The sequence below is a fragment of the Cohnella suwonensis genome (genome assembly GCF_042655365.1).
GTDB classification, from domain to species: Bacteria; Bacillota; Bacilli; order Paenibacillales; family Paenibacillaceae; genus Cohnella; species Cohnella suwonensis.
Window position 1 is genome coordinate 168,415 of record NZ_JBHSMH010000007.1, and the last position, 17,826, is coordinate 186,240.

Consider the following 17,826-nt stretch of genomic DNA (forward strand, 5'->3'; position numbering starts at 1 on the left):
ATCGTCATCTAAGCAATGTTATGCTATATGGGCGAAAAATGCGAAAGGAGCTTGCCGCGGCAGCTCCTTTCGTTATTTCATTAGATACCCCACAAATTCGAGCAGCATTCATGTAAAATATCATTAAGAGACTTGCTGGTGCACCAAGTAATGATACATACCCTTTTGGGCTAAAAGCTGCTCATGAGTGCCGGCTTCCGCAATGATCCCTTGATCCAGCACCAGAATGATGTCGGCAGCCCGAATCGTGCTGAGCCGATGAGCGATAATCAGCGTTGTCCGATTTTGTAGCACCGTTTCCATGTTTTGCTGAATGATTCTTTCCGACTCGGTGTCGAGGGCGCTTGTCGCTTCGTCGAATATGAGGATCCTCGGATTATGCAGGAGGGCTCGGGCAATGACGATCCTTTGGCGCTGGCCGCCGGACAGTCGTATTCCCCCTTCGCCGATCATCGTGTCGTATCCGAGAGGCAAGGATTCGATAAACTCATGCGCGCCTGCAAGCTGAGCGGTCCGTTCAACCTCTCCGAAAGCGGCGTCCTCACCGTGCAGCGCGATATTATCCCGTACAGTTCCCCGGAAAATGACAGCTTCCTGCTGCACCATCCCGACCTGCCTGCGAATTGAAGCCGCATGCACGCCTCGAAGCGGGTATCCGTCGATATAGATCGACCCGCTCGTTGGCTCGAGCAGCTTTAACAACAGCTGCGCGATCGTCGACTTCCCCGACCCGCTTCGTCCGACCAACGCGATAGTCTGTCCGGGCTGTATCTCGACATTCAGATTTTGCAAAATCATTTTACCTCCGGAGCTGTAACGAAACGATACATTCTCGAATCGGATATGTCCCCGAAGGCTCGGCAGCTTGCGCATTTGGCTGGGATCGGGATGCTCCATCGTCGACTCATAGACGTCATTCAGCCGCTCCATCGAGATTCGAGCCTCGGAAAGCTCGCCGCTTTGCTGGGAAATCGCCTCCAAGGCATAGAGGAAAGAAGTGAACAATACCGTAAACGCCACCAACTTGCCGATGCTTAGCTCCCCTTCGATCACGAACATAGAACCAAAATAGAGCAAGGCGATGTTGCTTAGCATACGCAATCCTGTCGTGCCGGCATTGATGAGAACGTCCAACCGGTTCCCCTCCAGCCGAAGCAAGAGCTGGCTTTGCAGCTTCTGCATCAGCTTCTGGCGGACTGCGCTTTCCATCGACAGCCCTTTGACAGTCGCGATCGCGCCTACCGCTTCGACGATCTGCGTCTGGGATTCCCCTTCGGCTAGCTGCTGCTTCAGGAAATTACGGCGTAGCTTCGGGAGCAAATAAGCGTAGAACGCCAAATAGATCGGCAGCATGGAAAATGAAATCAAGGCAAGTCCGGGGTGATAATACACCATTAGCGAGCCGTAGGCGATCATGGTCAAACCATCCAGCAGGACTTGTACCGCTTGGTCGGTCAGCAGCTTTCGTATTCTTTCATTCTCGTACACTCTGGTGATGATGTCTCCCGAGGTCCGCTTGATAAAGTAGGTAAAGGGCAGGCTGAACAAATGACGATAAAAGCTTTCCAGCATCGAACGGTCGATGACGTAAGCCAATTTGCCCACCAACGATTGCCGGACTGCGATGCTCAGCATATTAAAGCAGGCCAGCACGAACATGGCGATCAATAGAATATGTAGAAGCGGCAAATCGACATCTTCAAGCACACGATCGAAAATTTGCTGCGACATGACGGGAAAAACCAAAAAGATGAGCTCAATGCTTATCGCAAGGGCAAGCGTGGATGCGATCAATTTTTTATGGGGCTGAAAATAGGCAAAATAGCGGGACCATAAGCTTTCGTGATCGTTGATCGGCAACAGCCGCTCCGTCGGTTTGAGGGTGATGACATAGCCGTTCCAATGCTTGTTAAATTCCTCCAGCGGAATCTCATCGACGAATCCGACGGCCGGGTCGGCCATGATGACTTCATCTTTCTTGACCTCGTACACGATAATAAAATGATTGCCATTCCAATGCGCGATGAAGGGAGTCTGAAGTTCGCTTAGTAGCGCAGTTGTCGTTTTCAAGCCTTGGGCGTCAAAGCCTAACGATTCGGCGGTTTCCGAGAGCGCCAGCATGGAGGCGCCTTCCGCTCCGACGTTGCAGCGTTCCCGCATCCGGTTGACGCTTGCGTCCATGCCGTAATAGCGGGCGATCATTGTCAAGCAGGTGGGACCGCAGTCCATCTCGTTTTGCTGCAGGATGGCCGGATACTTGTTCCGCTTAAGCGACGGCATGCGAAACCTGAAGGGTCTACGAGCCTGCGATGGCGTCGGGTGAAAGAATTCCGACGGTGCAAACTGCGCTTCCGAAGCCGAGGCCGTTTCAACCGATTCGCCGGCGTAGTGCGCCGAAATGCGGCGGATTGACTCCAGGATAACCGGGTATCTGCGGATCAAGTCGTCGAAGTCCGATTTGGCAAGACGGAACACCGTAACCGGCCCCTCCGCACGGATGCTTGCTTTGCGGGGCTCGCCCGTCAACAGGGCCAGCTCTCCGAAGAAGTCTCCGGGATACAGCCGGTTTACAACGGCCGCGCTCGCGCCGATTTCCACCGAAGCGGTTCCCGATTTGACGATATAAAACGCATCCCCGGCTTCCCCCTCCTGGACCAGATACTCCATTGCCTCATACGAATGGATCGTCAAGCGATCCAGCAGCGAGCGGATGGCGGAATGGTCCACGCGGGTGAACACGGTGTTGTTTTTCAAAAAAGAGCGCAGAATGTCCGACGAAATAAAATCCCGAAAATACTTGTCCAACGCCGGATACTCCGCAATGATCCGCTTGAATTGCTGCTGCCCGATCGTCAAAACCTGGAGTTCGGTCGAAGCTCTGACAATCAACTGCGGCGGAGCGACTTCGCTTAACAGAACATGTTCGCCGAAATGCTCCCCCGGCTGCAGCAGCCCCAGGTTCGATTCCTTTCCGTCCGCGGTGAAACCGATCTTTCTGGCCTGTCCGGACACGATCAAATAAAAAGCCTCCGGCAAGCGGTCCCCGCCGACTACCGTTTGCCCCATGCGATACGTTTCTTCTTTCATCTGCTCAGCCAAAAGCCGTTTTTCCCCGGTCGCCAAAACATTGAGCATCGGCACACGATGCAAATACTCCATATATCGTTCTGTCACGGCTCACAGCTCCCACAGAAACTCATGAATGTCCAGTTTATTTTGATAAGCTTCAAATTTATATTCAAACAACCGCTCACGAATGTCTTGCCTGACCTCAGCGTCCAATTCCGCCGGATAGATCGCCTCGACATGAACGAGCAAATAGCCTGTTTTGATTGCAAAAGGCCCCAGAACCCCGCCGCTATTGCCGGCAAACACTCTTGCCGCAACCTCCGGCTCAAGCACGCTCCTGTCGACGAAGCCGGCATAGCCGCCGGACTTCCGCGTAGCGTCATCGATTGAAAATCGCCTGGCCAGCGTATGGAAATCCGCGCCTTCCTCCAATCGAAAGAGCATCTCTTGCGCTTCGCCGTATTCCATGGTCGCAAGCTTCGAAATTTCCGCCCGATCATACTGGAGCTTATTCTCATAGAAATATCGCTCGATTTCGTGCTCGGAAACGATATGATCCGCGATTTTCCTTCGCAGTGTGCGCGGACGGAGGACATCGACGACATCCTCAAGCTTCAGCCCCCGTGAAAACAGCCAAGCATTGGTTTGCTGCACGGTAAACAGACCGCGCGATTTGCGGAATAACGTCAATTCGGTCTGCAGCTCCTCGGTGCCGTCCTTCAAGCCCAACTGCTCCGCCCAGCACTCCAGCGCAAGGCTATCGACGCTTTGTTCCACGACCGGCATCGTATCTCCGACTCTCGCACGCCTAAGCAGCCGACGCAAGGAAAGCTTTTTATCGTTTACGGTGAGTGCATATCGTGCAGCTTGCTCCACTTGAAGTTCCCCTTTTCCTGCCGACATAGAAAAAAAGCTACCGTATTCACGGTTATGCACGAACCGTGTATTTGATAGCTTTTGAACAGCAATTTGAATATATTGGACTGTATTTCGCAAGACACGAGCAGTTAGCGAATACGACCGGCTGCTTTGGATCTCACATCGCCGGGGACGCGGCCCCCTTGGACCGCTTCCATGCGATCCTCGGAAAGATCCTCTTCTAAATCGTTGACTTCGATTTCGCTCTTTTGCTTCTTCGGTTCGATTTCAGCCGTTTTGTTCTCTTCCTTCATCCTTCAAACCTCCAAACTTATTGAATTATGAGCGGCTTAGGCAGTGCGGGTTCTGGCTCTTTTTCTGCCGCCGCCCCAGCCGCCGGGAACATCATCCATATGATCGCTGGTAAGCTCCTCTTCCAAATCGGTCAATTCGATTTCTTCGACTTCCGTCTCCAGTTTGATTTCAGCCGTTTTGTTCTCTTCCGTCATTGGGACCAAACCTCCTTCTTCGATAATCTGTATCGCATAAGTTACCCTGTAATCGGACCACGCGTTTTACCTTTTTTGAGTTTTGCTCCGCCTGCCACCTGTTCTAGCTCATGCCCGGAAAGCTCTTGGGAAAGATCCTTCAGTTCAAGCGTTTCGGCATTGTCCGAGTAGTTAGACGATTGTTGCCCGGCTTCTTCAGGCTTCTTGTTCGGATCTGCCATCGGGATCATCTCTCTTTCGAATCACTTGAGTTACGAAAAACTCGGTTTATGTCTCGTACCGCCTGTCACTTTTTCCATTTCCTTCTCGGACGCCTTTTGGGAAAGATCCTCCAGTTTAATCTTCTCGGCATTGTCTGCGCGTGCCTCTTCGGGTTCTTGTCCGGCTGCTTCAGGCGTATGGTTCTGATCTGCCATGGGGTCTCCCTCCTTGTATTTACTTAAAATATACAAGAAAAGTGAGAATCTTGTCATACCCCGTTCGGGGTATTTTCAACCGTGGTGCATCTTACGGATCAAACCGATCACACGTCCCGCCTCGACCGCCTGCATTCGCTTACTGACTTCCAGCTTGCCGAAAATATTCCGAACATGAACCTTCACCGTCTCCACTGCCACGACAAGCCGGGCCGCAATTTCCTTGTTGGAGAGTCCCGCCGCCATAAGCTCCAGCACTTCAAGCTCACGGGCAGTCAGATTTGACTCGGTTAACGGACCGTCCGGCAGATATGATGCCGACGGCCCCCGCTCTCCGGCGGCAGCTAATCGTATCGCATAAAACAGCTGCATCGCTATCATTCGCCATATACCAAGCCGTTCGATAGAGAAAGCATCCGCATACAAGTGATTTTCCAAATAAAGAAAAATCGACCCTTCTTCATCCGTCGTGATCGGACAGCACATGACCGCCCGTATCCCGGTCCGCCTGATATAATCCGTATTCGCTAGGCTTTCGGTCATAGCCGCATCTCCCAAGCAAATCACCGTCTGGTTGGCTGCCGCCGCCTGAATCAACTCCGGGCTGGCTCCTGCGAATTGCTCCAACGGAACAGGTGCCGATTCATAGGACCAGCTAAGATCAGCCGTCAATGTTGCAGCTAAATCCACGGTATAGCGGCCTTGTCGAAAGGTGACCCAACATCCCCGCGACGCACCTGCTTGCTCCAAAAGGAGCAGCATTAGCAGACGAACCCGCTCATGAGGATCACCTACCGACGCAAAGATTTGCGACGCCTTGAACACGGCCGCGAGCTCCAGCATTTGCGTATATCCGCTGTCCGAGAATGGCGTAACCCCGCTCTGCCGGATCGGCCCTGGGCCGATGGCAGCTGCCTCTTCCACCAACTGAGCCGGCATCGGAGCAGCGTCGGGAGGCTGCTGCTGCAGGGTGGTGACTCCCCCGTCCCTCTCAGCATCCGGATTCCCAGCCTTCTTATCGCAAAGACCGAGCTCGAATTCCTTCAGCTCACCCTTACCTTCCAACTGATCTAGGCAGCGCTGCAAATCGGCTTTTAACCCTGCTGCGCTCTGATAGCGGCCATCCGGGGTTTTGGCAAGCAGCTTCGATACGATCGCTGCAATCGGTCTCGGTACACGATGCTTGTCCGACAGCGAAGGGGGCTGCTTAGCGATATGGGCATGAGCCCACTCCAACGGATCCTTGGCCTGAAAGGGAAGTTCCCCCGCCAGCATCTCATAGAACGTGATGCCCAACGAATAGAGGTCCGTTCGTCCATCCAGCTGCCGACGAACCCCTGAGGTCCGCTCGGGCGCCATATAGGGCGGAAATCCTTCCAGCCTCGTCGCGTGTAGGGATTGCCGGATTGGCACCGAGTCGTTGAAGCCCGTCAGGCACACCTTCATCGATTCCAGCACCAACAGAATCGTATCCGGCCGCAGGTTCATGTGCAGCAGCTCTTGCCGGTGCAGCTCCTCCACAATTTCAACAACCTTGATCGCAATCTTCAGGAAATAGATGGGCTCGACCGGACCGGAAGCCATATATTGCCGCAGTACAACCCTGTTGATGACATCAAACAGCAGCACCATGGAGCCCCCCTGCCGCAGCAAAGTGTGCGGCTTCAGCACCCCGTCCATCTGCAGCAAAGAAAGCGTCTCATATTCATGAATCAGCTTAGCATTCTCAATCATAGCCCGCGGCCCGTCTTTCACCATTCTCCACAGCACGACACGGGATAACGATTCTGAATACGCATAGCAGATCCATATATTCTCATCTTCATAAACCAGCTGGAGGTAGCGGTATCCAGGGGTCGTAATCATCATGCCCCTCCTTCAACTCCGTTGTTTCCTTCATTATAGCAGAGGCAAGCCAAGCCGTTGTTCAAACTTGCTTTACGTTTTACTTGGACATTAATGAAGTCATTCCCCTTATGAACTTGCTGATAATTCGCCTCACTTGTGATAAGGTTCACCCCGATTAATCTTAAACGCCAGTACACTTACTCCAGCAGAATACATAACAAGTCGACCTGGTGAGCGAGTCGTTCTGCGAATATATTTCCTATTCATCCAGAATGCAGGACCAAGCCTTTCTTAACAAGATGATGCCGGTTTCCATCTCGGATTCACTAATTCCGCCAAAACCCAAATAGATTTGGGGATACCTAGAGTCATTCCGATTCATCCACATTTTATTGAGATCATAGATCCGAACACCTTCACTAGCAGCCAGTGTTACTAATTCTTCTGCTGTTCGATGCGTTTTGACGCTCACTTGAATGTGGAGCCCTGCACTATGCCCTGTGATGGCAACGCTATTCGCAAAATAGGTATGCATCAATTCTATTAATCGATGATGTTTCTCACGATAATTTTTGCGCATTTTACGAATATGACGATACCAATGCCCTTGTTCGATAAATGATTGCATGGCCCATTGTTCCATACGAGAGGGACTTGATAATAGATGCTCTATGCTCTGCATCTTTCTTAGCATTTCCATGGGCAAAACCATATAATTCATGCGCAATGCAGGCGTAAATGCTTTCGAGAACGTGCCAATATAGATAACCCTTCCTTGACGGTCGAGACTTTGCAAAGAGGGGATCGGTTTACCGAAATAACGAAATTCTCCGTCATAGTCATCTTCAATGATGTAAGCATTTCTTAAGTTCGCCCACGCAAGCAAATATTCTCGTTCGGCGTAGGGTATGACGATGCCGGTAGGAAATTGATGAGAGGGTGTGACATAGACGGTTTGAGCTTCGCTGTTTTCCAATTCTTCTAATGAAATCCCTTTATCGCGAATGGAGATCGGAATCAGCTGATAACCGTTACGTATGAATTGTTCCCGAACGGGTTCAAAACCTGGCTCCTCAAAAGCAACATGTTGAATGCCTGTAAGGAGCTTTGTAAGGATGCCGATACTATATAAAATGCCAGAACCGATTACGATTTGTTCGGGCGTACAGACAACTCCCCTTGCATTTCTTAAGTAGTCGGTCAGAACGCTACGCAGACCATACTCCCCCTGCGGGTCTCCATCCTGACAAATACTTCCCGAATAATTTTCCAGAGCGCTATTAACCGTTTTTCTCCAGGCCCGAATGGGGAACATATCTTTGTCTACACCGGAGGAATTAAAATCAATGACATAGTTCTGCGGTGCGGGAGTCCGGATGGATTGCTGCCGGTCCGCAAGATGATGATCGGAAATGTCGTCTTTCTGTAGGGTGGATCTTATCGCATGCGGATTTACCGCGTAAAGACCGGAACGCGGTTTACTGATCACATACCCCTCGGCCGACAACATTTGATAAGCCGTTTCAATGGGGGTTTTACTTATGTTCAAATGCTGTTGTAACGATCTGACGGAAGGCAGACGCTTACCGTTCGGAATGACGTCGCTTCGAATATGATTACGAATTTGCATATATAACTGCATGTACAGCGGATGATCCGTTTGTTCCGAAAGTAATATATCGAACATAAGACTCCCTCGCATCGTCGTTGTCTTTTTAAAAAATATAAAACTGACCATTTATTAAGGGTCAGTTTTATTCTAAGGTTTATTATAGCCCCCATCAAGTGCCGCATTCGAAAAGAATAATCGATTAGAGGTGAATAAGAGTAAATGATGACGAAAGTAGAATTAAAGGCTTATTTAACCCGAATCGGTATTCCTGATATTCAGGCTCCTACAAAAGATTATTTATTCGAATTGCATAAAGCTCACGTGGAAAACCTTCCATGGGAAACTGTCGATATATTTGCCGGAAAGCCCGCTTCTATAGATTTCGGTGAATCCGTTCAACTTATTTTAAACCGTAGAAGCGGTTATTGTTTTCACCTGAATGGCGCATTTAGCGTGCTTCTCCGTTCATTAGGCTACAAGGTTTCTTTGCATCGAGCCGGAGTTCAACCGCATGGAACCGAGCCGCGAGTTAATTCATTCCACCTTGGGCTAATTGTCAACTTAGCGAATGACCGCCTAGAGGATGAAAGCTGGATTATTGATGTTGGATTAGGTGACATGCCCTATGAGCCGCTTCGACTTCATCCTGGAATTTATAATCAGGCCCCTTTTGTCTATAAAGTAGTAGAATCTAGTGTAGTTATGAATGGTTGGCGCTTAGAGCATGACCCTCTTGGTTCGTTTGCCGGAGTGGATTTTGCTCCTGCCGTTGTCCATGATATTAAAGAGTTTATTCCGAAGCATGATCACTATAGCCGGTCTAAAGATTCACCTTGGATTAACCTGTTTCTAATACAGCATAGGCATGCTACAGGAAGTAATGAACTTAGAGGCTGTATATGGAGTAAACGAGAGATTAGCGGTGTGGAGAAGACGGAGATTAAGAACAAGTCGCAATGGCTTGAAGTCTTAGGAGATATATTTGGCGAGCACCTGGTTAACTATAGCAAGCAAGAACGGGACGAGTTATGGAAGAGGGTACAAATCATTCATGAAGACTGGAAAAAATCAAATGGTTCGTAGTTCCCCTCTAATAAACCGAGTTCCTTGATTTAGAAAAGCTGACCTCAAATTCAATTCTTCGATTTACCGCTATTTGTGATATGGTTCACCGTATCACTCTAACGGCGAAAAGATGCCACCTAAATTACCCTCCATGTTATGTTTATCCATATGCATAATCGTTTTCGCGTAAGAAAGTGTAATCTTATCCTGAGAGCACCGAATGATTGATCCTATACTTTATATTCTTCCCTATTATTCTGAATACATGAGATGGAGCTGATAACCTAGTGGAGCTAAGGCAACTTGAATATTTTGTAGCGGTGTGTGAAGAGCTACATTTCACCAGAGCTGCTGAGAAGCTGCACATTTCTCAACCATCGCTGAGTCAACAAATTCGCATTTTGGAGCACGAAATTGGGCAGCCTTTATTTGACCGAGTCGGCAAAAAAACGATCATTACGGAGTCCGGTAATATTCTACTTAAGTATTGCTATAACGTATTTCATGAGTTGGAACAAGCGAGATCCGCTATTGCAGAGCTGAAGGGGCTGCAGAGGGGCTCCCTAAAGATCGGTGCTCTGCATTCCGTTATGAACGATTTGCTGCCTCCAGCAATCTTAGCTTTTCACCAGAGCTATCCCCAGGTAGAACTCTCTCTGTTCGGATTGCACAACGGAGATATTATCTATAAGCTGCTTCATAATGAGCTGGATCTGGGGATTCTCTTCTATTCAGAAAGCTATGATGAACTGCAGGTCACCTATTTATATGATGTGAAGCTTGCGGTGGTCGTACCAAATGATCATCCATTCGCGGATTATGAGGAGATTAAGCTTGAGCAATTACACGATGTTCCCCTTATTGCACTTCAGGAATCATATTATTTAAGAGAACATATGGATCGGGTATATATGGGAAGCGGTATCGTGCCGCGGATAGTCATGGAAAGCAACACAATCGATTCGATCATAAGTATGGTGGAACATGGAGCAGGTGTATCGATCCTGCCTTTCCCTTATCTTCACTCATTGAAACAGACTAACATTCGTGTTATCCCTTTTGAAGATCCTAATCTGACCCTCCAGATTGGCATGGCTTATCGTCGGAATAAGTATCTTTGCGCCGCAAGTAAGGTATTCATGGAACAAATTAGCGTATCAGCTAAACAGAGAAGTCGACTTTGAACGCATTACCTCGGGACGGTATGTTCCGGGCATTCCTTCAGAGAAGCCTCATGTGTAAGGTACTTTTGGATCAAGCCACAAAAATGAGGATATTCCCCTTGAGCCGTATTCGGTTGAAAATGCATACAACCCAAGCACGGCTCTGCAACAACCAGCTGCCCCTGCTGCTGTAAAATTTGAATGATTGCACCTAAACCAGCCTCAAGTTCCTCTAGTAGTGGTTCCTCTAATGACTGAAATACACGTTCAAGCGTACTTCCCCATTGATTCAGCTTATCTATCGTAGAAGAGCCTTCATTGGTTAATAAAAGATGTGTCACACGACGGTCAATCGAGCTCGGAATTTTGCGAATAAGTCCTTTTTGCACAAGTCCATTCAGAATCTTGACTGCAGTAACATGCGAAGCCCCGATGGCATTAGCGAAATTCCCAACAGTAACCATATCATCCCGTGTGTAATGGATGAAGAGCAAAGCTTGAATTTGTACCGGGGATAAGCCGAAAGCCTCACTCTCTTCTTGATTAATCGACTTTATCGCTTGGGTCAATCGGAACAGAGCCATGCTCAATCTTGCTGATCTACTCTGGTTGCGAAGCGCAGGATCAAAGATCATTTAGAGATCACCTCAAATTCCAATTATACAATGTTTATATTCTCCCTTCACACTTTTCAAGGTTTATAAGAAGGTGATGGAGCATAAGCGTACCCATCACCTCTTTTTTATTGCCTGTTAACCCTTTTTGACATCTTCCAATGAGGCACCGTAGTTGATGTGATAGACAACCCCATCGACTACGATTGCTGGAACAGATTTAACGCCAACCTTCTCGGCATCTGCAATCTTGCTGCGCTGCTCACCTAAATGAACAATTTCCGGTTGGACTTTCTTCTCGTCAAGGAAGTTCAGGAACACTTGCTCCGCTTCCACGCAAACTGGACAACCTGCATGATAAAATACCGCTGTAGACATATGAATCTCTCCCTTATTCCTATTTTGTAGCTTAGCTACATTTATGATTATATTCGTGTCCAACCATTAGAACAATTCCTGATTTCATATGATAACGATAGGTAAAACTTATCGTTCGTCCCTTCCCGCAGTCGATATCTCGGCAATTTGAGTCAGTTGGGAGCATGGGATTCGTCCCAAAGGATGTACCATCCGCGCCAAATTGATTGATTTATTCGCAGTAATGAATCATCCCATGCATATAAAAACCGAGGATAACTTCAAAGAAGTTATCCTCGGTTTTGTGGGCAATGGCGGGGGACTCGCAGTGCTGCCTGAACCTTTTATTAAGCAGTTATCAAGGGATCGATAAGTCAACGTGGGAGAGGCTGGCAAGATTTCTTTGATAAATTTGCATGCTCCGTTTTCTCTTCTTCTCTTTGCCTGCTTGTTCAGTTAAACTAGGCGATACTGGTTTGTGTTTTTCCATGCCAAATCCCACTTTCATCCATTACGATCCGCTTGAGCCGCTTTCAACTCCCAATTATCGACACTCGGGTTTCGAAGGTGACCTCCTGAATAATAGGACGCAGAATACTATCCAATTCAAACAACTGTTCAATATGATACACGCCCTGCGGTAACTCGGAGCGATATACAATATCCGCTACGGAAGCGGCTACCTTGGCCGTAATTTGGGCTTCGTTTCTACCCTGTAAGAAGCACTCGACCCATATGTCCTTTTGATCTTTTTTCCCCCGCGCGTCGATTTTCACGGCATATATGTCCTTTCCGAATCGCATCTTTCCGAATAGTTGAACGGCAGCATAGCGAATTGGCTTTAACTTTAATAATCGGAATATTCCTGTCGCTCTTACCCATGCTATCAATCCGGTAGCCGCAGATGAATCGAAACAAAGACGCGTGGAAACGGACGGTACGCCAAGCGTGCGCGGCAGCACGTGTTGATCCGAAAAATTGAACCGGTATGCTTTTCTATGCCCTAACCGGGCTCCAAAGTCCGTTATTATGCCATCCGTGAAACTTGCAGCCGCGACTTTTCTGCCTTCCTTCACAACATCAAAATTCATGCCGAGATTGTCGACAGTCCATTCAATTGCGGCCTTCCCATGCCGATCTCCCATTCCAAGCATAATGGAGATGTCTATGTTATCCGTTTGATCCATCATATTTTTGGCGTGAAGAGACATCAAGTTCGTCAGCCCCGGCGCAAGCCCAATACTCAAGACTGCCGTTGTGCCGTTCACTCTGGCTTCCGACTGCAATCCTTCTACCTGAGTCAGAAAGGAGTCGTTTGCGGAAACGTCCACATAGCGAATCTTATTTTTGAAGCAGGACCGAACAAAAGCGGTATCCGTTTGATCCAAACACATGATGACAAGCTTGACGCGGTTCGTAAAGTTTGGATCAAACCCTTCCTTAATATTAATTTGTAGAGGCTTGACCCTCCCATCGGTTGTACGGGTGAATTGCTCCGCGCGCTCAAGGCTTCTTCCCGCCGCATAAACCTTGCCTGGATATAATTCACCCAATTCCCTGCATATCGTTTGTCCGACATGACCGTATCCGCCAATGACGACAATGTACTCCTTCATATTTGTTTCCTCTTTTTTCATATAGTATAGTTACTAAACTAAATGGCAAAAAAATAATTATTTTTGCAGAAAATCATTTAATTTTCCAATGCATTTCTCGAATATTTCAATTTCCTGTTGGCTTAACTGAGAACGAAGCTGATCATAAAATCGGATATGCATCTCTTCGTGAGCTTTATAAGCCTCCTTTCCCTTATCGGTAAGTGAAATCAAAATGGCTCTCGAATCATGCGGGTATGACGAACGCGTCACCAATTGTTTCGCCTCCAAACGTACGATAAGCTGCGAAACCGCACCTTTCGTAACGCCTAGGCGGGTAGCAAGCTCATTCATAAGAATGGCTCCCTCGTAACCGATTCCCTCGATCGTATGAATTTCGCTTGGCGTTATAGATCCGGCATTTCCAAAGTTTTGAGGCTGGCGTTCGAGCCGTCTAAGTTGCAGAAACAATCGGCCAAGACTGCGGCTTCCATTATTCATAGCGTTAGGTTGCGATCTATTGTTTTTATCCATATTTATAGTTTAGTATCTAAACTTACTGGTTGTCAAGAAGCCACTCTGTCTGCACTGCTTTATTGCATTCATATGATGTTCTGTATGTCCAGCAATAATATAGAGCAGTGCCCTTGCTGTCACTTGTTTATTGACAACGATACCTGATCTTAGCCAAGCTGATTGTGCGATTGTGCTCAGAAGCGAGATGGTCGCTTGTCTAGCTGCCTGAAAATCTGCGGCCAGCTCCGCAACTGCGCATTCGTTAAAAACACTGTTGTTGACATAGCTATCTTGATCGTAGCCCGAAAGCTCTAAGTGATCTCCACGCGCAACGCTGAGCATCCAGTAACTCATTACACGTTCCGAATCATTAATATGCCCGAGCACTTCTTTAAAACTCCACTTGCCAGGTGCATAGCTCATCTTCGCTTGTTCCTCGGTCAAAGCGTTAAAAAAGTTGACGATGCCATGTTGCTGATCCCGAAGGAACTGCAAAATATCCTGATCGGCTACATTGTTAACGTAATTCGTAAAATACGGATCGAATTCATTCAATTGGGGACGCTGTAGCATATTCTTCATCAACCTCCTTTTCTTGTTGGCAGCTTTAATAGGCTGCTTGATAAGGTTTTGGAATAGGCAGTTGCTCTTGTCCAAGCGTAATCGCCGCATGCGCAGCCCAGTAAGGATCACGAAGCAAAGCCCTTCCGATCGCAACAAAGTCCGCCTCTCCGCTCTGTATAATGGATTCCGCCCGCATTGGATCTTCGAGCAAGCCTACAGCAATGACGGGCACGTTCACCACCTCGCGTATTTGGTGCGCGAAAGTCACTTGATAACCAGGGTAATTCCCTGGTTGTCTAGTCCCGACTGGTCCTTCACCGCCTGTACTTACATGAAACACATCTACGCCTGCCGCCTTATAGGCCGTGGATAGTTGGATGGCATGATCGATATCGTACCCGCCGTCGGCATACTCGACTGCCGATATACGGAAGATGAGCGGCATATCCGCCGGCATCTCTCTTTTCACGGCTTGAATAACTTCTACGCCGAAGCGGCTCAAGTCTTGGCCGTATTGATCCTCTCTCTTGTTCGTAAGAGGCGACTGGAATTGATGGATCAAATACCCGTGAGCGCCATGCAGTTCTATCGTATCGACGCCGGCTTTTACGGCACGTCCCACTGCATCGGCAAATTGCTGTATAATGCCTTGAATCTCTTCTGTCGTAAGAGCTCGCGGCATTCGGTAAGGTGATCCCGGATATTTTAACGCAGACGGAGCGATAGGGGTTGTGACGAACTCCGTCTTGCGTCCCGCATGTGCGATTTGAATGCCGACTTTACCGTGATAAGCATGGATGCCTTCGATGATGCGAGCAAATGCCGGAATTTGCTCGTCCGACCACAAGCCTAGGTCATATTCCGTAATACGGCCGTCAGGATCGATATCCGTCATTTCCATAATGATAAGGCCAGTGCCTCCGATTGCTCGACTGAGATAGTGTATATAGTGCCATTCATTCGGTTTTCCATCTCTTTCCGTAACCGCATACTGACACATAGGTGCCATGACAACGCGGTTTTTTAAGTGCATTCCTTTCATAGCGAAGGAAGAAAACAATTGTCGAGTCATCGTAACAACCTCCATACCAAATGAACTTTGCACAAGTATATCCCTTGTGTTAACATGAATCAAATTAATAATATTAATGATTAGGATGAGTGATAACTCATGAGTTTGGCGAGATTTGAAGTGTTTTCCAACGTTATCGAATTAGGCAGCTTCACGAAAGCGGCGGAGAAGCTGAACATGACGCAATCCGCTGTAAGTCACGCGGTCGCCGGGTTGGAGTCAGAATGGGGAATCACGCTACTGCTGCGGGATCGCAAGAAAGGATTCGCCCTTACGGAAACAGGCCAGCGAATCTTGATTCATATGAGAGAAATTCTAAATCAAATGGAAAATATCAAGCAGGTCGTGGCCTTTGCATCCAATCTAGAAGCAGGCACGATCCGAATTGGAAGCTTCTCAAGCGCAACGGCGTGCGTACTGCCAAAGATCATCTCTAAATTTCAGAAGAAACACCCGAACATCACGTTTACGTTTTTCGAAGGGACTTATGAAGAAATCCTGGAATGGTTTGAGACGGGGGTTATCGACATAGGCGTCGTTGTTCAACAACCGAGTAAGAAGCTGAACGTTCTACCGTTAATTCAAGATCGAATGGTTGTTGCCTTTCCCGAAGGCCATCGATTTCAATACGAGGAGGCAATCGACGTGGCGGATCTCCAAGGAGAACCGTTTATCATGCCCAAAGGCGTATACCAAGTTCATGTCGATGAGATTTTCTCTCAAGCGAACATACAACCTAATGTCCGTTTTGAAGTACAGGACTGTAACACCATTGCAAGTATGGTACAAGAGGGACTGGGTATTACAATCGGTCCAGAATTGTTCCTCAAAGACCAAATCAATATTAGAATCGGACCTCTAACAATACCGAACTGGAGGAGCGTAGCGCTTGCTTTCCCGTCGACGGAATACGTTTCTCCGGCAGTTCAAGCGTTTCTTTCGGTAGCACGGAATGTGTTCCCGGAAAAATAAATCCCACGAATCCAGGCGCTATCGGGGATCATGAATGATAAAGCACCAAATTTCGCCCTACTTATGATACGGTTCACCGTAACATCTCAAAGGCGGAAATCAGGGCGCCCGCTTTGGGTGCCCCGTTGTTGGAACAGGTTAGCCGCGGCGAATCGCCATAGGCGTTGTATATCACGTGATAGACGAGAAGTTACCCGCTTATAAAGTTGATGTCGTAGTTGTTGAGCGGATGATTGGCAATGCTGGCACTGGCGAAAAGGATATTGGGATGCAAAACTGCTGCGTTAGCCGTTGGGCCGCCCTTGCTCCTGTAACAAGAGACACCTTCGCCATAAACAGGAGGGATCGTGAAGCTTGGAGTCCGGCGCTTTCTTTGATAGTCCAATTCCCAGAAACCAACGGTAGCCTGCATTGAGATTAATCTCTTGCTCAAGTTGACGTTCCGAACGAATCCTTGCTGCGCTCCAATTGAATACGAATTCCCTCACGGTCAATCTGTATCCAATATTCTACGATTCTCTCATTTTCAACACGATAGACAGCGCTTGCGATCTCTACGACTGGTTTATTAGTTGGCCCAAAACCACCTACTTCTCCGATATGAACTCCAGATTGTTTCCAACGTACATAAACCCGATCATCTTGCACTAAGAACTCTGTTATCGTTAAACTGAAAGATCCATAGATCCCTATCATTTCACGAACATGATCCGCGTAATTGGCCGGTGACCGTTCGACAGCCACCTCGTTCTCCGAAGTAAGCTGATGTGCCAGAACACGCTCCGCCATCAAATTATGCACCGCATCTGGATCTCGGCCAGAACGAACCTTCTCAAAAAATTGTCTCACTACATCTTCTACTGTCATCGTGATCACCCCGTTTTTTTGAGTTTCCCCTTTGATCTGAAAGCCATCATCCCCCTGACTACCTAAGCAACGACAATATTCCCTCTATGGAGCGATCGACGAATACCTGTTCGGGACGGGACTTCAAAATCACGGTCAATCCTATTAATGATACGACTAACGTCTGCGCCAAACACTTCGCTTCAATGTCAACCTTCAGCTCGCCCGAGCGCCGACCGCGTTCGATCGTTTCTTGAAAGATCGCCGAAAGGTACATTTGATGTTCCCTTGTCAGAACCTCGAACTTCTCATCATGGGGGGCCAACTCCACCATGGTATTGATACAGAAACAACCCCTGTTCGGATTGTTCCCGTGTTCTTTTGCCGTTATCTCTTCGAATAATGCACGAAATACTTCCTTGACGGAAGTAGAGCTTTGCAGGATTGAACGAATATTGGCGATATGAGTGCCAGTATATTTCCTCAATGCCGCTTCGAACAACCCCTTCTTATCCCCGTAAGCGGCATACAAGCTCGGTCGCTGAATGCCCATTCGAGCTGTCAACTCGCTTAAAGAGGTTGCTTCGAACCCCCTTTCCCAAAATAGCCTCATAGCCGCGTCCAATGCCTTATTTTCATCAAACTCACGTTGTCGAGCCATAGTTCTCCCGCTTTCCATATCGATAGGTATATTATTATACTAAAATAAATCATCAAATCCGTCAACTTTATGCATCTATAGTGTATGAA

The 17,826-nt window shown here is 48.0% G+C and carries 19 protein-coding genes and 1 pseudogene; 3 read left to right on the forward strand and 17 right to left on the reverse strand.

The features are described from left to right. Nucleotides 1-123 precede the first annotated feature (123 nt). The 8 genes from ACFPPD_RS05545 to pdxR form a co-directional block, all read right to left on the reverse strand. Nucleotides 124-3,174, reverse strand: coding sequence for a peptidase domain-containing ABC transporter (locus ACFPPD_RS05545; protein WP_209746598.1), 3,051 nt, complete (start codon nt 3,172-3,174; stop codon nt 124-126). A gap of 3 nt (nt 3,175-3,177) precedes the next feature. Then, nucleotides 3,178-3,945: a peptidylprolyl isomerase gene (locus ACFPPD_RS05550; protein ID WP_209746600.1), complete on the reverse strand. Its 768-nt coding sequence runs from the start codon at nt 3,943-3,945 to the stop codon at nt 3,178-3,180. A gap of 131 nt (nt 3,946-4,076) precedes the next feature. Continuing rightward, entirely contained in the window at nt 4,077-4,241 is a 165-nt protein-coding gene (locus tag ACFPPD_RS05555; RefSeq protein ID WP_209746602.1) for a hypothetical protein, read from the reverse strand. Between the two features lie 36 nt (nt 4,242-4,277). Beyond that, nucleotides 4,278-4,436, reverse strand: a complete 159-nt coding sequence (locus tag ACFPPD_RS05560; RefSeq protein WP_209746604.1) for a hypothetical protein — start codon at nt 4,434-4,436, stop codon at nt 4,278-4,280. A 41-nt stretch (nt 4,437-4,477) separates the two neighbouring features. Further along, nucleotides 4,478-4,657: a hypothetical protein gene (locus ACFPPD_RS05565; protein ID WP_209746606.1), complete on the reverse strand. Its 180-nt coding sequence runs from the start codon at nt 4,655-4,657 to the stop codon at nt 4,478-4,480. 30 nt (nt 4,658-4,687) lie between these two features. Beyond that, complete coding sequence (locus tag ACFPPD_RS05570) at nt 4,688-4,852, reverse strand: hypothetical protein (protein ID WP_209746608.1); 165 nt, start codon at nt 4,850-4,852, stop codon at nt 4,688-4,690. 75 nt (nt 4,853-4,927) lie between these two features. Next, on the reverse strand, nt 4,928-6,718 hold the full coding sequence (locus tag ACFPPD_RS05575; RefSeq protein ID WP_209746611.1) for a protein kinase domain-containing protein: 1,791 nt from the start codon (nt 6,716-6,718) through the stop codon (nt 4,928-4,930). A gap of 241 nt (nt 6,719-6,959) precedes the next feature. Continuing rightward, on the reverse strand, nt 6,960-8,387 hold the full coding sequence (gene pdxR / locus ACFPPD_RS05580) for a MocR-like pyridoxine biosynthesis transcription factor PdxR (RefSeq protein ID WP_209746613.1): 1,428 nt from the start codon (nt 8,385-8,387) through the stop codon (nt 6,960-6,962). A 144-nt stretch (nt 8,388-8,531) separates the two neighbouring features. On the opposite strand from pdxR, the gene ACFPPD_RS05585 reads away from it, so the two are divergent. Next, complete coding sequence (locus ACFPPD_RS05585) at nt 8,532-9,395, forward strand: arylamine N-acetyltransferase family protein (protein ID WP_209746615.1); 864 nt, start codon at nt 8,532-8,534, stop codon at nt 9,393-9,395. A gap of 269 nt (nt 9,396-9,664) precedes the next feature. Further along, nucleotides 9,665-10,561: a LysR family transcriptional regulator gene (locus ACFPPD_RS05590; protein ID WP_209746618.1), complete on the forward strand. Its 897-nt coding sequence runs from the start codon at nt 9,665-9,667 to the stop codon at nt 10,559-10,561. Between the two features lie 5 nt (nt 10,562-10,566). Here ACFPPD_RS05590 and ACFPPD_RS05595 read toward each other — a convergent pair whose 3' ends face one another. From ACFPPD_RS05595 to ACFPPD_RS05620, 6 genes are all read right to left on the reverse strand, one after another. Continuing rightward, on the reverse strand, nt 10,567-11,175 hold the full coding sequence (locus ACFPPD_RS05595) for a MarR family winged helix-turn-helix transcriptional regulator (RefSeq protein ID WP_209746620.1): 609 nt from the start codon (nt 11,173-11,175) through the stop codon (nt 10,567-10,569). A gap of 117 nt (nt 11,176-11,292) precedes the next feature. After that, nucleotides 11,293-11,532, reverse strand: a complete 240-nt coding sequence (locus ACFPPD_RS05600; RefSeq protein WP_209746622.1) for a thioredoxin family protein — start codon at nt 11,530-11,532, stop codon at nt 11,293-11,295. Between the two features lie 512 nt (nt 11,533-12,044). Beyond that, nucleotides 12,045-13,127: a saccharopine dehydrogenase family protein gene (locus tag ACFPPD_RS05605; RefSeq protein ID WP_209746624.1), complete on the reverse strand. Its 1,083-nt coding sequence runs from the start codon at nt 13,125-13,127 to the stop codon at nt 12,045-12,047. A 57-nt stretch (nt 13,128-13,184) separates the two neighbouring features. After that, the gene (locus ACFPPD_RS05610) at nt 13,185-13,640 is read right to left on the reverse strand and encodes a MarR family winged helix-turn-helix transcriptional regulator (protein ID WP_209746626.1); all 456 of its coding nucleotides are present in this window, start codon (nt 13,638-13,640) and stop codon (nt 13,185-13,187) included. Between the two features lie 9 nt (nt 13,641-13,649). After that, entirely contained in the window at nt 13,650-14,204 is a 555-nt protein-coding gene (locus tag ACFPPD_RS05615; RefSeq protein ID WP_378081490.1) for a DinB family protein, read from the reverse strand. Nucleotides 14,205-14,229: 25 nt separating this feature from the next. Next, nucleotides 14,230-15,258, reverse strand: a complete 1,029-nt coding sequence (locus ACFPPD_RS05620; protein WP_209746630.1) for an NADH:flavin oxidoreductase/NADH oxidase — start codon at nt 15,256-15,258, stop codon at nt 14,230-14,232. A 99-nt stretch (nt 15,259-15,357) separates the two neighbouring features. On the opposite strand from ACFPPD_RS05620, the gene ACFPPD_RS05625 reads away from it, so the two are divergent. Continuing rightward, on the forward strand, nt 15,358-16,230 hold the full coding sequence (locus tag ACFPPD_RS05625) for a LysR family transcriptional regulator (protein WP_209746632.1): 873 nt from the start codon (nt 15,358-15,360) through the stop codon (nt 16,228-16,230). Between the two features lie 359 nt (nt 16,231-16,589). Here ACFPPD_RS05625 and ACFPPD_RS05630 read toward each other — a convergent pair. From ACFPPD_RS05630 to ACFPPD_RS05640, 3 genes and pseudogenes are all read right to left on the reverse strand, one after another. Beyond that, nucleotides 16,590-16,682, reverse strand: a pseudogene (locus ACFPPD_RS05630) (transposase); the annotation flags it as partial. Then, the gene (locus tag ACFPPD_RS05635; RefSeq protein ID WP_209746634.1) at nt 16,660-17,097 is read right to left on the reverse strand and encodes an ester cyclase; all 438 of its coding nucleotides are present in this window, start codon (nt 17,095-17,097) and stop codon (nt 16,660-16,662) included. The gene ACFPPD_RS05635 and the pseudogene ACFPPD_RS05630, both read right to left, overlap by 23 nt. Before the next feature lie 58 nt (nt 17,098-17,155). Continuing rightward, nucleotides 17,156-17,737 carry a TetR/AcrR family transcriptional regulator gene (locus ACFPPD_RS05640; protein WP_209746636.1) on the reverse strand — a complete coding sequence of 194 codons (582 nt, stop codon included), beginning with the start codon at nt 17,735-17,737 and terminating at the stop codon, nt 17,156-17,158. Nucleotides 17,738-17,826 lie beyond the last annotated feature (89 nt).

What these genes read in the sequence shown, in the direction of transcription:
- ACFPPD_RS05605 (WP_209746624.1), bottom strand. Translation starts at nt 13,127, where the DNA reads ATGAAGGAGTACATTGTCGTCATTGGCGGATACGGTCATGTCGGACAA.
- ACFPPD_RS05610 (WP_209746626.1), bottom strand. Translation starts at nt 13,640, where the DNA reads ATGGATAAAAACAATAGATCGCAACCTAACGCTATGAATAATGGAAGC.
- ACFPPD_RS05615 (WP_378081490.1), bottom strand. Translation starts at nt 14,204, where the DNA reads ATGAAGAATATGCTACAGCGTCCCCAATTGAATGAATTCGATCCGTAT.
- ACFPPD_RS05640 (WP_209746636.1), bottom strand. Translation starts at nt 17,737, where the DNA reads ATGGCTCGACAACGTGAGTTTGATGAAAATAAGGCATTGGACGCGGCT.
- ACFPPD_RS05585 (WP_209746615.1), top strand. Translation starts at nt 8,532, where the DNA reads ATGATGACGAAAGTAGAATTAAAGGCTTATTTAACCCGAATCGGTATT.
- ACFPPD_RS05565 (WP_209746606.1), bottom strand. Translation starts at nt 4,657, where the DNA reads ATGGCAGATCCGAACAAGAAGCCTGAAGAAGCCGGGCAACAATCGTCT.
- ACFPPD_RS05635 (WP_209746634.1), bottom strand. Translation starts at nt 17,097, where the DNA reads ATGACAGTAGAAGATGTAGTGAGACAATTTTTTGAGAAGGTTCGTTCT.
- ACFPPD_RS05600 (WP_209746622.1), bottom strand. Translation starts at nt 11,532, where the DNA reads ATGTCTACAGCGGTATTTTATCATGCAGGTTGTCCAGTTTGCGTGGAA.
- ACFPPD_RS05595 (WP_209746620.1), bottom strand. Translation starts at nt 11,175, where the DNA reads ATGATCTTTGATCCTGCGCTTCGCAACCAGAGTAGATCAGCAAGATTG.
- ACFPPD_RS05555 (WP_209746602.1), bottom strand. Translation starts at nt 4,241, where the DNA reads ATGAAGGAAGAGAACAAAACGGCTGAAATCGAACCGAAGAAGCAAAAG.
- ACFPPD_RS05625 (WP_209746632.1), top strand. Translation starts at nt 15,358, where the DNA reads ATGAGTTTGGCGAGATTTGAAGTGTTTTCCAACGTTATCGAATTAGGC.
- ACFPPD_RS05575 (WP_209746611.1), bottom strand. Translation starts at nt 6,718, where the DNA reads ATGATTACGACCCCTGGATACCGCTACCTCCAGCTGGTTTATGAAGAT.
- ACFPPD_RS05620 (WP_209746630.1), bottom strand. Translation starts at nt 15,258, where the DNA reads ATGACTCGACAATTGTTTTCTTCCTTCGCTATGAAAGGAATGCACTTA.
- ACFPPD_RS05570 (WP_209746608.1), bottom strand. Translation starts at nt 4,852, where the DNA reads ATGGCAGATCAGAACCATACGCCTGAAGCAGCCGGACAAGAACCCGAA.
- ACFPPD_RS05560 (WP_209746604.1), bottom strand. Translation starts at nt 4,436, where the DNA reads ATGACGGAAGAGAACAAAACGGCTGAAATCAAACTGGAGACGGAAGTC.
- pdxR (WP_209746613.1), bottom strand. Translation starts at nt 8,387, where the DNA reads ATGTTCGATATATTACTTTCGGAACAAACGGATCATCCGCTGTACATG.